The sequence below is a fragment of the Caloranaerobacter ferrireducens genome, assembly GCF_001730685.1.
GTDB lineage: Bacteria > Bacillota > Clostridia > Tissierellales > Thermohalobacteraceae > Caloranaerobacter > Caloranaerobacter ferrireducens.
On the sequence record NZ_MDJR01000001.1, the window covers coordinates 652,975 to 669,066 of the forward strand.

The window sequence follows — 16,092 nt, forward strand, 5'->3', positions numbered from 1 at the left end:
ATTTTAGGGTTTAGTGCTTATTAAATTAACATTAATAATTTAAAATTTAGAATTATTTTAAAGAGGTGTTACAAGATATGTTGCATGCATTTTCAAGAACAGAGATGTTAATAGGTACAGAAGGGTTAGAAAAACTTAAAAAAAGTACTGTTGCAGTTTTTGGTATTGGAGGAGTTGGTACCTTTGTAGTCGAAGGTTTAGTTAGAGCTGGTGTAGGTAAATTTGTATTGGTAGATGATGATGATATATGTTTGACTAATATAAATAGACAGATTCATGCTACAAGAAAAACTATAGGAAAACCTAAGGTAGAAGTAATGAGGAATAGGGTGTTAGAGATAAATCCTGATGCAGAAGTTATAACTTTCAAGGAATTATATAATGCTGAGAGTGCCAAAATGTTACTTTCAGACTCATATTCTTATGTTGTTGATGCTATAGATATGGTTTCTTCTAAATTAGATTTAATAGAGAGATGTAAAAAAAGAGGAATACCTATAATAAGTAGTATGGGAGCAGGGAATAAGCTAAATCCTACCATGCTAGAGGTTGATGATATATACAATACGTCTGTTTGCCCGTTGGCTAAGGTAATGAGAAGAGAATTGAGAAGAAGAGGTATAAAAAGTTTAAAGGTAGTATACTCGAAAGAAAAACCTATAAAACCAAAATTAGTTGGTGGCAACTGTAAGACAGATTGTATTTGTCCAAATAAAGATAGAACTTGTGCAGAAAGGAGACAAATACCAGGAAGTATTTCTTTTGTTCCATCAGTTGCAGGTTTGATTATTGCTTCTGAGGTTGTGAAAGATTTAATAGGATATAAAGAGTAATGAAACTAAAATAAAATATTTAGGAGGTTTAATAAGTGGATCAAATAGGTTTAGTAAGTAGGGTTGATGGGGATAAAGCTGAAGTTATAGTAAGAAGAGTTTCTTCTTGTGGTGATAAATGTACTAGTTGTAAAGGTGGATGTAGTGTACCTGGAATAAAGATGACCATTAAGAATACATTAGGGGCAAAACCAGGGGATTATGTAGAAATTAGAATGAATACGAATATAGTATTAAAGTCTGCATTTTTGGTGTATGTATTACCACTTGTTTTAATGGTGTTGGGAATAAGTTTAAGTATATATTTATTTAAAAATTTAGGGTATAGTAATTATGAGAACTTAGGTTTTATAACAGGATTATTACTTTTAGGTTTTTCGTTTATAATTTTAAAATTGTATGATAAAAAAATTAAGAAGAATGAAAATTATAAATTTGAGATGGTAAAAATTCTAAAGTAATAGAAATACAAATAAGGAGGTAAAAATGGAAGTTATAAAGAATACTAATGATATTATAGTTAGGTTAAGAAGAATAGAAGGCCAGATAAAAGGTATTCAGCGTATGGTTAATGAAGATAAATGTTGTGGCGATATTTTGATACAAATAGCAGCAGCTAGATCTGCACTTAATAAAGTTGGAGGATTAATTTTAGAGAATTATATGAAGGATTGTATTAAAGGTTATCTAGATAAAAATAAAGGTGATGAAGTAATAGAAGAATTAATTGATACTATGCTTAAGTATACAAAGTAGATTATATTTAAAAAAACTGCTAAAAAATTAGCAGTTTTTTTTCAAACTAAATATAGTTTTATTTAAAGTAGTAGAAATAATAATTCCACTTGATATAGATGCTGCTATAAATAGTGTTTCACTACCAAAATTAGCAGCTTCGATAAAATTTTTCTCTATAATTGATAGCATCGTATAATACATACCTGCTCCTGGTACAAGTGGGACTATTCCAGGTATTATATATACAGTTGCAGGTTTCTTGAATAATCTAGCCATTATTTCTCCTATCATACCAACAGCTATAGCTCCTAAGAATGCACCTGCAACTTTTGAGGAGTAGTTGATGTTTATAAAAAGATAGATTACCCAGCCTAATGCACCAGTTAATCCTGATTTTATAATAGAATCTTTTGGTATATTAAAAATAATTGAAAAACCCAATGTTGATAAGAAAGCGTAAATGAATTCTTTTATATATATCAATTTACATACCTCCAAACAATATAAAAAATAATTTTAAAGTAGCACCAACGCCAAAGGCTATTGCTGATGCAACTATTATAGCTTCTAAACCTCTTGAAACACCAGAAAGAAAGTCTCCACCAATTGAGTCTCTGATTGCATTAGTTATTGCAACACCTGGCACTAAAGTCATTATAGAACCGATAATAATTTTATCCATATTTGTACCAAAACCTGAAGTAACAGATATAATAGATAGTATTGTTGCTATACAACCACCTATAATATTAGAAAGAAAGAAAGTAAAATTTTTTTTGTTTAAGTACTCCATAACTAAAACTACAGTAGAACTTATAACAAAAGCTGAAATAAAATCTGTAAAACTTCCTTTAAATAATAAAGTGAAAAAGCTACCTGCAAATCCACCGAATACAAGTCTTATACTTTTACGATAGGTTTTAATGTTATCAATATCATTTAGTATTTCAAAACCTTTATCGATAGACATATTAGAATTAACAAATTGTCTTGAAAATTCGTTAACTAGTGCGATTTTATTAAGATCAAATTTAATATTTTTAATTCTTTTTATATAAGTTAATACTTCTCCTTTATATTCTACAGACAGAAATATACCAGTAGGAGTAACAAAAGCTTCTGCAAAATCTATATTTCGTGATTTACAGATTCTTTTTATAGTATCTTCAACTCTGTAAGTTTCTGCACCATTTTTGAGCATGACTTTGCCGGCTAGAATAGCCATAACTAGTAGTTTTTTGATATCGTTTAATGATTCCATAATAACACTTACCTTTCTTTCAGTTTATTTTATAATTCATAGGGAATTATATATCTTATTAAATTTTGGATAATTAAAATATAATTTCTGTAATGGATTTCATCAAAATCTTCCTTAGTTTATTTAAATCAAAGATTTTGTTCAAAGTTAAAAATTTGTTGAAAAATTTCCTATTTTGAAAATATTTTAGTATAATATATTTGTTAGACTTTTTAAATAACATACTGCACTATATATTTACAAAGGTATATTATATAAGAAAAAATAAAAATATCAATACTTTATTTAAATTTATTATAGAAAGGGGAAGTAATATGGATTTTAGTAATTTAAGAAATTTTGATCCTGAAGTGATGCAAGCTATTGAACAGGAAATTGGCAGACAACGTAGCAAAATAGAACTAATAGCTTCAGAAAATTTTGTTTCTCCACAAGTTATGGAGGCTATGGGCAGCCAACTAACAAATAAGTATGCAGAAGGTTATCCTGGCAAAAGATATTATGGAGGGTGCGAGTTTGTAGATATCGTTGAGGATTTGGCAAGAGAAAGATTAAAGAAGCTATTTGGTGCTGAACATGCTAATGTACAGCCTCATTCTGGAGCAAATGCAAATTTAGGAGTTTATTTTGCAGTACTAGAACCTGGCGATAAAGTTTTAGGTATGAGTTTATCTCATGGTGGCCACTTAACTCATGGAAGTCCTGTTAATATATCAGGTACATATTTTAACTTTATTTCCTATGGAGTAAATAAAGATACAGAAATGATAGATTATGATGAAGTAATGGAAATTGCTAAAAGAGAAAGACCAAAACTAATTGTTGCAGGTGCTAGTGCATATCCAAGAGTAATAGATTTTAAAAAGTTTAGAGAAATAGCAGATGCAGTTGGAGCTTATCTAATGGTAGATATGGCTCATATTGCAGGTTTAGTAGCAGCTGGATTACATCCAAATCCAGTTCCTTATGCTGATTTTGTAACAACTACTACACATAAGACCTTAAGAGGTCCAAGAGGTGGGGTAATACTTTGCAAAAAAGAGTATGCAAAGAAAATTGATAAGGCTATATTCCCAGGACTACAAGGTGGTCCGTTAATGCATGTAATTGCAGCAAAAGCAGTGAGTTTCAAGGAAGCTCTTGAAGATGATTTCAAAGAATATCAAAAACAGATAATTAAAAATGCAAGTGTATTAGCTGAAAGTTTAAAAGAAAGAGATTTCAGATTAGTTTCTGGTGGTACAGATAATCACTTAATTTTAATAGATTTAAGAAACAAAGGGTTAACTGGTAAAAAAGCTGAAGCGTTGTTAGATGAAGTAGGAGTAACTACTAATAAGAATACTATACCTTTTGATCCAGAAAGTCCTTTTGTTACTAGTGGTTTAAGAATAGGTACACCTGCGGTTACTACAAGAGGAATGAAAGAGGAGCAAATGGTAGAAATTGCTGAAATAATCAATTTAACATTAGATGAATCAAATTCTAGAGACATGATTAAAGAAAGAGTTAAAAAGTTATGTGATAGTTTTCCATTATATTAGGGAATATTAGCAAAAAGATACTGCATATTATAATGCAGTATCTTTTTGCTAATTCATAGAAAATTATGAACCTTATTGAATTGTGTATAATTTAAATATAATTTTCGAAATGAATTTCAATAAAATCTTCCTCAATTTATTTTAATTGAAGATTTTATTCTTAATCTTATGAAGGGTTGATAGTATGATAAGAGAAAAAATATTACAATTAGTACTGCAAAATATTTTGCACTATATAGATGAAGGTATCCATGTTATAGATAATCAGGGTAATACAATCTTATATAATGATGCAATGGCTAGATTAGAAGGTTTGGACAAAGAATCAGTATTAGATAAAAATATACTAGATATATTTCCTAGTCTTGATGAAAATTCAAGTACTTTACTTACAGTTATGAATACAGGAAGGCCAATAGTTAATAGAAATCAGACATATTTAAATTATAAAGGGAATAAGATTACAACAATGAATACTACTATTCCACTATTTATTAATGACGAAAAGGTCGGCGCTTTAGAAATAGCTAAAGATATCACTAAAATTAAGGCATTGTCTGAACAGGTAATCGATCTGCAGCAGGAATTATTTAAGAAAGATAGAGAAAATGTGAAGCCAAGCATAAAAAGATATACTTTTGAAAATATTATAGGCAACAGTAGTGAAATAAAGAAGGCAATTGATATAGCTAGAAAAGCTTCAATGTCAGATTCAACAGTGTTAATATATGGAGAAACAGGAACAGGTAAGGAACTATTTTCTCAAAGTATACATTATTGTGGGAAAAGAAAAAATAAGCCTTTTATAGCGCAGAATTGTGCAGCGTTACCAGAATCTTTACTTGAAAGTATTTTATTTGGTACTGTAAAAGGTAGCTTTACAGGAGCACTTGACAGACCAGGTCTATTTGAACAAGCTAATGGAGGAACTTTATTATTAGATGAGATCAATTCAATGGGCTTGACATTGCAATCTAAACTATTAAGAGTATTACAAGAAGGGTACATTAGAAGGGTAGGTGGTCTTAAAGATATTCCGATAGATGTAAGGATAATTGCGACTACTAATGAAGATCCGATAATTGCTATAGAGAAAGGTACTTTAAGAAAGGATTTATACTATCGTTTGAATGTTATATCAATAAAAGTTCCATCCTTAAGAGAACGAAAAGAAGATCTAAAATTACTATGCGATTATTTTATTAGAAAATATAATAAGAAACTTAATAAAGATGTTTGGATGATATCAGAGCACGTTTACGAACATTTTTTAAATTATACATGGCCTGGGAATGTAAGAGAACTAGAAAATCTAATCGAAGGAGCTATAAATTTTATATCTAAGGACGAACATGTACTTAAGAAAGAACATTTTCCTTCATATATTATTGAAGAAAGTACAGAAATTATTGATATTAAAGATAAAATAAATTTAGAAAATTCATTACCAGAAATTATCTCAGAAATTGAAAAAAAACTAATAATATTCGCATTAAAATCAGCTGGTAATAACATTACTAAAGCAGCAAACAAATTGAATATTAAACGACAGACCCTGCAGCATAAAATTAAAAAATATAAGATAAAATTATAAACGCAAATAAATTTGCATCTAGATGCAAATTTATTTGCGTTTTTTGTTATTTATAGTTTTATAATATGAAGAAAATTTTGATTTAACAAAAAAATATGTTGAAAAATAGCGAAAATAAAATTTCTTTAAAATAAAAGAAAATTGGCAGGTTAATTGCATAATACTAATGTTGATAAATTAAAAATAAAATTCGGAGGTGTTTTTATGGAAAATGTAAAAGTTATAATTTGGGGTTTTGGTGCTATGGGAAGTGGAATGGCTGAAATGTTACTTAAGAAGAAAGGTGTTGAGATAGTAGGAGTTTGTGATAGAAATGAAGCAAGAGTAAATAAGAGTATGTATGAAGTTTTAGGAGTAGAAAGAGGAGATAGACCAGAAGTTATTATTAAAGAAAATATAGAAGATGTAATTACTGAAAAATGTGCTGATGTAGTTCTTCTAGCGACAGATTCATTTACGAAAAATGCTTTTGATAAAATAAAATTCTGTTTAGAGAAGAAGATTAACGTGATTTCAACAGCAGAAGAAATGGCGTATCCAATGGCACAGTCACCAGAATTATCCAAAGAGATGGATAAAATTGCAAAGGAAAACGGTGTCACAGTTTTAGGTACAGGAATAAATCCTGGATTTATTATGGATTTATTAGTTATAGCATTAACAGGTGCATGTGAAGAAGTTAAACATATAAAGGCATCAAGAATTAATGATTTATCACCTTTTGGTCCAGCAGTTATGACAGAGCAAGGGGTTGGAACTACAGTAGACGAATTTAATAAGGGTGTTGAAGATGGTACATTAGCTGGTCATGTTGGTTTCCCAGAATCCATAAATATGATAGCTGATGCTATAGGTTGGGAAGTTAGCAAAATTGAACAAACTAAAGAACCAATAATTTCAAATGTATATAGAAAAACTAAATATGCAGAAGTACAGCCTGGAAACGTAGCAGGATGTAGACAAATGGGATATGGCTATATAGGTGATGAATTGAAGATTGAGATGGAACATCCACAGCAAATATTACCAGAAAAAGAAGGGGTAGAAACTGGCGATTATATTTGGATAAAAGGTACACCTAACATTAGTATGCAAATCAAACCTGAAATTCCAGGAGGTATTGGTACAATAGCTATGTGTGTTAATATGATACCTCATGTTATTAATGCTGATCCTGGATTGAAAACTATGTTAGATTTACCAGTTCCAAGAGCAATTATGGGAGATATGAGAGAACTTATAAAAAGGTAGGGATGTTATATGAATAAGGCTAAAAAAGGAGATTGGGTAAGAATTTATAATGTAGTTCTTAAGCCTGAAGAAAGAGCTCCACAAGTTCCTGACGATACTAAGAAAGTTCCTTTAGAAATGTGGGTTAAAGGTTTTTTATTAAATGAGGAAGCTAAAATTGGTGATGAAGTAGAAATAGAAACTTATATTGGCAGAAAAATTAAAGGTAAGTTAGTAGAAATAAATCCATACTATAACCACGATTATGGAAAATGTATACCTGAATTAATGTTTATCGGTAGACAATTGCGTGGTATCCTTGAGGACGGTGAAGATAATGAATAGAGATATGAGTTATCAAGGTGTTATGTCTAGAAAAAATGAAATAATGAAAAAAGCTGTTGGTATTGATTATGAACGTTTCGAAAGCAAAGGCATAGCGTTCGATTATGAAAGAATGATGAGAGAAACTGGTTATAGTCTACAAGAAATACAAAGAATACAAAGTGAAACAGGAGTAGGAAATACCCCTATATATGAATTGAAAAATTTAACAGCATTAGCTAGAAAATTAGCACCTAAGGGTAAGGGAGCTAGAATATTTATTAAAGATGAAGCATGTAATCCTTCTGGTAGTTTCAAAGCTAGAAGAGCTGCAACAAGTATTTATCATGCTAAAAGGAAAGGCTATAAAGGTGTTATAGCAGCTACAAGTGGTAATTACGGTGCAGCAGTTGCGAGTCAAGCAGCAATGAAGGGCCTTAAATGTATAATAGTTCAGGAGTGCTATGATTCAAGAGGTATTGGTCAACCTGAAATAATAGAAAAAGCAAGAAAATGTGAAGCATATGGTGCTGAAGTAGTACAGTTGACAGTAGGACCAGAATTATTCTACACATTTTTAAAATTACTAGAGGAAACAGGTTATTTTAATGCATCATTGTATACACCTTTTGGGATTGCAGGAGTAGAAACTTTAGGTTATGAATTAGCAATGCAATTTAGAGAGTTAGTGGGTAGAGATCCAGATGTTGTTGTTGCAACAAATGCAGGAGGCGGTAACTTAACAGGTACTGCTAGAGGACTTATAAAAGCTGGAGCTTATGATGTAAAAATAGTAGGAGCAAGCGTAAACTTAAAAGGACTTCATATGGCTAGTGATACACAATTTAATAGAAAATCATTTACTACTGGACATACAGGATTTGGTATACCTTTTGCTACATGGCCTGATAGGTCAGATGTACCTAGATCTGCAGCGAGACCTTTAAGATATATGGATAGATATGTGACTGTAAATCAAGGAGAAGTGTTTTATATTACTGAAGCATTGGCACAATTGGAAGGATTAGAAAGGGGTCCTGCTGGGAACACATCTTTAGCTGCTGCTTTTGCATTAGCTCAAGAGTTAGATGAAGACCAAATTATAGTTGCACAAGAAACTGAATATACAGGCGCTGGAAAACATATTCAGCCTCAATTGACATTTGCCAAGGAGAATGGTGTAGATATTATTATTGGCAATCCAGATGAGGAAGTACCTGGAAAAAATATTATTTTACCAAGTCATCCAAGTCAAATAAAGGCTAGGGATTTAGATCTTGATAAAATTAAGAAATCGTATATTAAAAATTGTATTGAAACAACAAAAATTGATTATCTAACTAAAGAAGATATAGATTTTCTTGTAGAAGATACAAAATCAAATGAGGAATTTGTAAAACAAATTTTAGATGAATTGGGAGTTAAATACTAATTATTGGAGGTGCATTTATGAAAAGACCAGATGATTTTGAAACTAGAAGACAGCATTTAAAAGATTTAACAGAAGAAGAATTAGAAAAAAGATTTTGGGAATTAGCAGAGAAAATAGTTGATCCTTTAATAGAGTTAGCATACAAGCATACTTCTCCTTCAATTGAAAGATCTGTACTATTAAGAATGGGCTTTTCAAGTTTAGAAGCTAAAGCTATTGTTGAAGGAGCGGTTGATAGAGGATTATTAGGTAAAGGTGCAGGACACTTAGTATATAGACTTGCTAAAGAAAAAGGTATGGATATCCGTGAAGCTGGTTTGAAACTTGCTGAAGGAGAAATGTGGGATGAAGTTGTTAGCATTTTTAGAGGAGGTGAGTGTTAATGCAGTTAAAACCAAATGAAAAATTAAATATTGAAAATATCTTAAAAGATTTAGATAAATATAGACCTAAGAGAAGAGGTTGGACTTGGAGAAAGGGAACAGGACAAAAAAGAAAAATAGGTGAATTTGAGTATTATGATACTTCAGAACCTTTAAAGCAGAGTCAACCACTGCCTGCTGCAAAAAGTTTTGATGACATAGATCCACAGCCTGATAGTATTATAACAACAGAAATTGCATCTGGAAGATTTGAAGATGATATTAGACGTATGAGAATGGCAGCTTGGCATGGTGCTGATCATATAATGGTAATAAGGACTGCAGGACAGAGTCACTTTGATGGTCTTATTGAGGGTACTCCACAAGGTATTGGTGGTATACCTGTTACAAGAAAACAGGTTAGAGCGCAAAGGAAAGCTCTTGATATAATCGAAGAAGAAGTAGGAAGACCTATAAATTACCATTCATATGTAAGTGGAGTAGCAGGGCCTGAAATAGCTGTTATGTTTGCTGAAGAAGGAGTAAATGGTGCACATCAAGACCCTCAGTATAATGTCCTTTACAGAAATATTAATATGATTAGATCTTTTGTTGATGCAGCAGTTGCAAAACGAGTAATGGTTTGGGCAGATATGGCACAGATAGATGGTGCACATAATGCTAATGCAACAGCTATTAAAGCTTGGAAAGTTATGCCAGAACTTATGGTTCAACATGCTATTAACTCAATGTTTTCAGTAAAAGTAGGAATGAAAAAAGAAAATATTTGTCTTTCAACAGTACCACCAACAGCACCACCAGCTCCTTGTATGAGATTGGATTTACCTTATGCAGTTGCTTTAAGAGAGTTATTTAAAGAGTATAAAATGAGAGCACAAATGAATACAAAATATATGGAATCATCAACTAGAGAGGCAACTGTAACACATGTTCTAAACTTACTTATTTCTAAATTAACAAGAGCTGATATACAATCAACTATTACACCTGATGAAGGTAGAAATGTGCCATGGCATATTTATAATATGGAAGCTTGTGATACAGCTAAACAAGCTCTTATTGGTATGGATGGTCTTAAGGAAATGGTACAGCTTAGAAGACATGAAGGAGAGCTAGCTCGTAAGGTTAGAGAATTAAAAGAGAGAGCAGTATTATTTATGGAAGAGATTTTAGAAGTTGGTGGATATTTTAAAGCTGTTGAATTAGGTTTCTTTGTAGATTCAGGATATTATCCAGAAAGAAACGGTGATGGTATAGTAAGAAAAATTGATGGAGGTATAGGTGCTGGTACAGTAGTTGAAAGAGAAGAAGATTATATGGCACCTGTAACAGCACATTTTGGATATAATAATATAGCTCAATATGATGAAAGTGCTGTAGATAATCCTTCAAAACTTATTGGTGGATGTACATTTGAAAATCCAGACAAAATCATTTTTATAGATGAGTTGGATGAAAATGATAATGTATATAAGAGACTAGAAGAAACAAGAGAACTTAGAGAAACTAGTAAAATAAAACCTGAAATGGAATGGCAAGGTGATGGAATTATACAGATTACTCTATTCTTGCCAACTGAGGAGAGGGTTGCAGAAGTTGCTGCTGTCGAAATAGGAAAACGAATGGGACTAGAAGATGTTGAAGTTATTCATAAAGAAATCATGCAGTTAGCGGAAGGTACAAGAATAGAATTAAAAGGTAGAGTTCCATTTACAATCGATACTAGCAAATTAGTTATTCCACCAAAACCAGAAGTAATGTCTGATGAAGAAATAAGAGCTGAAATTGAAGCAAAGCCAATGAGAATTGTTGCAGCTACAGTAGGCCAAGATGAACATTCAGTAGGATTAAGAGAAATAATAGATATTAAGCATGGTGGAATTGAAAAGTATGGTATTGAGTGTCATTACTTAGGAACATCTGTGCCTGTTGAGAAATTAGTAGATGCTGCTATAGAATTAGATGCAGATGCAATTTTAGCTTCAACAATTATCAGTCATGATGACGTGCATTATAAAAATATGAAAAAATTACATGAACTTTGTATTGAAAAAGGTATTAGAGATAAAGTTATAATAGCTTGTGGTGGAACTCAGGTTTCAAATGAACTAGCAGTAGAACAAGGTGTTGATGCAGGATTTGGTAGAGGAACTAAAGGTGTACATGTAGCTACTTTCTTAGTAAAGAAACGTAGGGAAATGAAGGAGAAATTGAGAAATGAGAATTAATGTTTTAGTAGCAGAAATTGGTAGTACTACAACTGTAGTAAATGCATTTGATGGAATATATAGCTCCTGTCCAACTTTTGTTGGGCAGGGGCAAGCTCCAACAACTGTGCTTGAAGGTGATGTTAACATTGGTTTAAAAGGAGCTATTGAAAGTTTAAGAAAAAATATTGGGGCTAGTAAAATTGAATATGATGAATTGCTTGCTACAAGTAGTGCTGCAGGCGGTTTGAGAATGACTGTGCATGGACTTGTTTATGACATGACAGTTAGAGCAGCTAAGGAAGCAGCTTTAGGAGCAGGTGCTAATATTCATCAGATTACAGCTGGTAAATTAAGAAAAAGTGATTTAAAGAAGTTAGTTGCTATAAGACCTAATATTATTCTTATAGCAGGTGGAGTAGATTATGGAGAGAGAGATACAGCTTTATATAATGCAGAGTTGATTGCAGAATTAGGCTTGAAAATACCTATTATTTATGCAGGTAATATAGAAAACCATGACGATATTAGAGATATTTTCGAAGATACAAACACAAGACTATATATTGTTGAAAATGTATACCCCAAAATTGACCAACTGAATATAGAGCCGACTAGAAGAGTTATTCAGGAAGTGTTTGAAGAACATATAACTAACGCTCCAGGAATGAAAAAAGTACGTGAAATGGTAACAGGTAATATTATACCAACACCAGGCGCAGTGATGGTAGCTTCAAAGTTACTATATAATGAGATAGGAGATTTAATAACTATTGATGTGGGTGGTGCTACAACTGATGTACATTCAGTAACAGAAGGTAGTGATGAAATAAATAGGATGTTAATAAGCCCAGAACCTTTAGCTAAGAGAACAGTTGAAGGAGATTTAGGTGTATATGTAAATATGAATAATGTTGTAGAAAGATTAGGTATCGATAAACTGTGTGAAAAGCTTAAGGTAGATGAAGAAACTATTACAGATTTGATGAGGAATTATAAGCCTATACCAGAAAGTGAATTAGAAAAGAGACTAGTTGAAGAACTTACATTAGAGGCTGTTATAACAGCTGTAAAGAGACATTGTGGGCGTTTTAGACATTTATATGGCCCGAATGGTAAAAAAACTATTGCTGAAGGAAAAGATTTAACAAATGTGAAATACATTATTGGTACTGGAGGAGCATTAACGAGGCTACCAAATAGAGTTGAGATTTTAAGAAAGATTGCACTTAGCAATAAAGGTAATGAATTATTACCTACAAAAGAGGCTAAGATTTTAATAGATAATAATTATATTATGGCTTCACTTGGTGTACTGTCTAAAAAATACCCTGATGCTGCAATTAAGTTATTAAAAGAAAGTCTAAAAATAAACTAGAGGGCTATTGCCCTCGTTTTATAATCCATAGGAAATTATATTCCATATAAAATTTTGGATAATTTCAAATATAATTTTCATTTACGGATTTCAACAAAATCTACCTTGATTTATCCAAACGAAGATTTTGTTTATTTGAAAGGAGGATTAAAATGCGATATCCATGTGTAGAGATTTCATTAGATAAAATCAAGCACAATACTGAAAAGCTTGTTGAATTATGTAAAAAAAATAAGATAAATGTGGCTGGTGTGACAAAAGTATTTTGTGGTGAACCAAAAATAGCTAAAACAATGGTAGATGGTGGAGTACAAATATTAGCTGATTCAAGAATAGAAAATTTGATTAAATTAAGAGAAATTGAAATTCCTAAGATGCTACTTAGACTTCCTATGATAAGTCAAGTAGATGATGTTGTAAGATATTCTGATATATCTTTGAACTCTGAGCTAAAAACAATAAAAGAACTATCTAAAAAAGCTGTAGAGTTAAATAAAAAGCATAAAATAATTTTAATGGTTGATTTAGGAGATTTAAGAGAAGGGATATTTGATGAAGAAGAAATTTTTTTAGTAGTATCGGAGATATTAAAATTAGATGGTATAGAACTAATAGGTATTGGTACAAATCTTACTTGTTATGGAGGAGTAATACCAAAATATGAGAATTTAAGTAGGTTAGTTAAAATAAAAATGAATATTGAAAAGAAGTTTAATATAAAACTAGATATTATTTCAGGCGGGAATTCAAGTAGTTTATATTTGTTAGAAAATGGTGAAATACCAGAAGAGATAAATCAGTTAAGGTTAGGAGAATCAATAGTTTTGGGTAGAGAAACAGCATATGGCAAAAATATTGAAGATACATATGATGATTGTTTCAAACTCATTGTGGAAATTATTGAGGTTAAAGAAAAACCTTCAGTTCCAATAGGAGAAATAGGTATGGATGCTTTTGGCAATACACCTACATTTGTTGATAAAGGTATTGTGAAAAGAGCTATTTGTGCTATAGGGAAGCAAGATATTGATTTAGGTGATATTATACCTTATGACAAAGATATTGAAATATTAGGCGCAAGTAGTGATCATTTGATTTTAGATATTACGAAATGTAAGAATGATTATGGGATTGGAGATAATATAGAGTTTAAGTTAACTTATGGTGGCATATTAAAAGTTATGACATCTGAATATGTAGAGAAAAATTTTAGATACTAAATATAGTATATGATATATAACTTATAGTTGAACTTCTTAATGTATTGTGATAAATTAGTAATGTGATAGGAAACTATGGTTTTTTGTAATATTTTAATGATGTTAGTAGGCTGCTGTTAATAAGTAGCCTTTTATTATTCCTGATTTTATTTATTTATTGAGGGAATACTTTGAATAGAACTCATTTAGTTAAACACTAATTTGCATAATGTAATAATTGATATGAAAGGAGAAATCTGATGAATAGAACAATAGATATAACAAAAATATTTACTTTTGATAGTGCACATAAATTAGAAGATTATGATGGAGAATGTAAATTTTTACATGGGCATACTTATAAACTTGAAATTACAATAAGAGGAGAAATTGATAACAGAGGTATTGTAATTGATTTTAATGAATTAAAGGAAATAGTCAAAGAGAAAGTTATTGATGTTCTAGATCACAAATATTTAAATGAAGTATTTGATTTCAATCCAACTTGCGAAAACATTTTGCTATGGATATTTAATGAAATCGATAATGCAATAAAAAAAGATAAATGTTGGCTTAAAAAAGTTGTTCTTTGGGAGACGCCAACAAGTTACGCAACTTTAGAAAGGTAGTTGTATATGTTAAGAGTAAATGAGATATTTTTAAGTATACAAGGGGAAGGTATTTCAACTGGGTTGCCTACCATTTTTATAAGATTAACTGGATGCAACTTAAGATGTAGTTACTGTGATACAACTTATTCTTATAATTATGGTAATCTGATGACTATTGAGCAAATAATTGATAAAGTCAAAATTTTTGGTTACAAAAGAATATGTATAACTGGCGGAGAACCTCTTTTACAAAACGATATCATGAAGTTGCTAGACAAATTGACAGATTATGAAGTAAATATAGAAACAAATGGTTCAGTAGATATAAGTAAATACAAGCTTACTAAAAAACATAGATTTACTATGGATATTAAAACTCCTACTTCAAATGAACATAAGAAAATGAGATTAAGCAATTTTAACTATCTAAGAGATAATGACGAGATAAAGTTTGTAATAGGGACTCGAGAGGATTATAATTGGTCTAAAGAAATTATAAAAAAATACTATAATAAAGGTATTATTACCTTTTCGCCAATTTATAATATGATTGAACCAAAAGAAATTGTTAGTTGGATATTGAAAGACAAATTAGATGTTAGGTTTCAACTTCAATTGCACAAAATTATATGGAATCCAGATGAAAGAGGAGTATAGAAATAAGGAGGATGTGAATATGAAAAAAGCAGTTATCTTGCTTTCAGGAGGTTTAGACAGTACTACTTGTATGGGTATTGCTCAAAATGAAGGGTATGAATTGTATCCTATTTCTTTTGATTATGGACAAAGACATAGAAGAGAATTAGAAGCTGCAAAAAAAATAGCAGAGTATTATAAAGTGAAAGAACACAAGATTATTTCATTAGATAATGTAGGTGGTAGTGCTCTTACAGATAAAAATATAGATGTACCTGAATATAAAGGTGATGGAGAAATTCCAGTTACTTATGTACCAGCTAGAAATATTTTATTTTTAAGTTATGCTTTAGGTTATGCTGAAGTAATTGGGGCAGAAGCGATTTTCATAGGCGTGAGTTCTGTTGATTACAGTGGATATCCTGATTGTAGGCCAGAATTTATAAAGGCATTTCAAAAAGTAGTTGATGTGGGAACAGCTGCAGGGGTTAAAGGTAAATCTATAAAGATAATTGCTCCTCTTATTAATTTATCGAAAGCAGAAACAATAAAACTTGGTACTAAGTATGGTGTTCCATATCATCTTACAACTAGTTGTTATAATGGAAAAGAAAAAGCTTGTGGAGTATGTGATAGCTGCACATTAAGATTAAAAGGATTTGCAGAAGCTGGAATAGAAGATCCAATAGAATATATTTAGCATGTATAAAATGCAATTCATA

17 protein-coding genes are annotated in these 16,092 nt (G+C 30.9%); 15 read left to right on the forward strand and 2 right to left on the reverse strand.

The features are described from left to right. Nucleotides 1–77: 77 nt before the first annotated feature. The 3 genes from BFN48_RS03160 to BFN48_RS03170 are packed head-to-tail and all read left to right on the forward strand — an operon-like array spanning nucleotide 78 to nucleotide 1,589. Nucleotides 78–833 carry a tRNA threonylcarbamoyladenosine dehydratase gene (locus BFN48_RS03160; RefSeq protein WP_069649409.1) on the forward strand — a complete coding sequence of 252 codons (756 nt, stop codon included), beginning with the start codon at nucleotides 78–80 and terminating at the stop codon, nucleotides 831–833. A gap of 35 nt (nucleotides 834–868) precedes the next feature. Continuing rightward, entirely contained in the window at nucleotides 869–1,294 is a 426-nt protein-coding gene (locus tag BFN48_RS03165) for a SoxR reducing system RseC family protein (protein WP_069649410.1), read from the forward strand. 25 nt (nucleotides 1,295–1,319) lie between these two features. Beyond that, nucleotides 1,320–1,589 carry a metal-sensitive transcriptional regulator gene (locus BFN48_RS03170; RefSeq protein ID WP_069649411.1) on the forward strand — a complete coding sequence of 90 codons (270 nt, stop codon included), beginning with the start codon at nucleotides 1,320–1,322 and terminating at the stop codon, nucleotides 1,587–1,589. A gap of 27 nt (nucleotides 1,590–1,616) precedes the next feature. Here the strand turns inward: BFN48_RS03170 and BFN48_RS03175 are convergent, their stop codons facing one another. Together BFN48_RS03175 and BFN48_RS03180 are read right to left on the reverse strand one after the other, a co-directional pair. After that, the gene (locus BFN48_RS03175) at nucleotides 1,617–2,054 is read right to left on the reverse strand and encodes a threonine/serine exporter family protein (protein WP_069649412.1); all 438 of its coding nucleotides are present in this window, start codon (nucleotides 2,052–2,054) and stop codon (nucleotides 1,617–1,619) included. A 1-nt stretch (nucleotide 2,055) separates the two neighbouring features. Further along, on the reverse strand, nucleotides 2,056–2,832 hold the full coding sequence (locus tag BFN48_RS03180) for a threonine/serine exporter family protein (RefSeq protein ID WP_069649413.1): 777 nt from the start codon (nucleotides 2,830–2,832) through the stop codon (nucleotides 2,056–2,058). Between the two features lie 314 nt (nucleotides 2,833–3,146). On the opposite strand from BFN48_RS03180, the gene BFN48_RS03185 reads away from it, so the two are divergent. The 12 genes from BFN48_RS03185 (at nucleotide 3,147) to queC (ending at nucleotide 16,070) form a co-directional block, all read left to right on the forward strand. After that, on the forward strand, nucleotides 3,147–4,376 hold the full coding sequence (locus tag BFN48_RS03185) for a serine hydroxymethyltransferase (RefSeq protein WP_069649414.1): 1,230 nt from the start codon (nucleotides 3,147–3,149) through the stop codon (nucleotides 4,374–4,376). 184 nt (nucleotides 4,377–4,560) lie between these two features. Continuing rightward, nucleotides 4,561–5,970, forward strand: a complete 1,410-nt coding sequence (locus BFN48_RS03190; RefSeq protein WP_069649415.1) for a sigma-54 interaction domain-containing protein — start codon at nucleotides 4,561–4,563, stop codon at nucleotides 5,968–5,970. A 204-nt stretch (nucleotides 5,971–6,174) separates the two neighbouring features. After that, nucleotides 6,175–7,221 (forward strand): 2,4-diaminopentanoate dehydrogenase, encoded by a 1,047-nt coding sequence (gene ord, locus BFN48_RS03195; RefSeq protein WP_069649416.1) that lies wholly within the window; start codon nucleotides 6,175–6,177, stop codon nucleotides 7,219–7,221. Between the two features lie 9 nt (nucleotides 7,222–7,230). After that, nucleotides 7,231–7,545 carry a 2-amino-4-oxopentanoate thiolase subunit OrtA gene (gene ortA, locus BFN48_RS03200; RefSeq protein ID WP_069649417.1) on the forward strand — a complete coding sequence of 105 codons (315 nt, stop codon included), beginning with the start codon at nucleotides 7,231–7,233 and terminating at the stop codon, nucleotides 7,543–7,545. Further along, entirely contained in the window at nucleotides 7,538–8,956 is a 1,419-nt protein-coding gene (ortB, locus tag BFN48_RS03205; RefSeq protein ID WP_069649418.1) for a 2-amino-4-oxopentanoate thiolase subunit OrtB, read from the forward strand. The genes ortA and ortB overlap by 8 nt, the downstream gene beginning before the upstream one ends. Before the next feature lie 17 nt (nucleotides 8,957–8,973). Further along, a complete protein-coding gene (locus BFN48_RS03210) occupies nucleotides 8,974–9,339 on the forward strand; it encodes an ornithine aminomutase subunit alpha (RefSeq protein WP_069649419.1) in 366 nt (121 codons plus the stop codon). Next, nucleotides 9,339–11,567: a D-ornithine 4,5-aminomutase subunit OraE gene (gene oraE / locus BFN48_RS03215; RefSeq protein ID WP_069649420.1), complete on the forward strand. Its 2,229-nt coding sequence runs from the start codon at nucleotides 9,339–9,341 to the stop codon at nucleotides 11,565–11,567. The genes BFN48_RS03210 and oraE overlap by 1 nt, the downstream gene beginning before the upstream one ends. Continuing rightward, complete coding sequence (locus BFN48_RS03220) at nucleotides 11,557–12,924, forward strand: GlmL-related ornithine degradation protein (RefSeq protein ID WP_069649421.1); 1,368 nt, start codon at nucleotides 11,557–11,559, stop codon at nucleotides 12,922–12,924. Before oraE ends, BFN48_RS03220 begins: the two co-directional genes overlap by 11 nt. Before the next feature lie 152 nt (nucleotides 12,925–13,076). Then, entirely contained in the window at nucleotides 13,077–14,144 is a 1,068-nt protein-coding gene (gene orr / locus BFN48_RS03225) for an ornithine racemase Orr (RefSeq protein WP_069649422.1), read from the forward strand. Between the two features lie 239 nt (nucleotides 14,145–14,383). Continuing rightward, entirely contained in the window at nucleotides 14,384–14,752 is a 369-nt protein-coding gene (queD, locus tag BFN48_RS03230) for a 6-carboxytetrahydropterin synthase QueD (protein WP_242863197.1), read from the forward strand. Between the two features lie 6 nt (nucleotides 14,753–14,758). Further along, nucleotides 14,759–15,391, forward strand: a complete 633-nt coding sequence (locus BFN48_RS03235; protein ID WP_069649423.1) for a radical SAM protein — start codon at nucleotides 14,759–14,761, stop codon at nucleotides 15,389–15,391. Between the two features lie 19 nt (nucleotides 15,392–15,410). Continuing rightward, complete coding sequence (queC, locus tag BFN48_RS03240) at nucleotides 15,411–16,070, forward strand: 7-cyano-7-deazaguanine synthase QueC (RefSeq protein WP_069649424.1); 660 nt, start codon at nucleotides 15,411–15,413, stop codon at nucleotides 16,068–16,070. Nucleotides 16,071–16,092 lie beyond the last annotated feature (22 nt).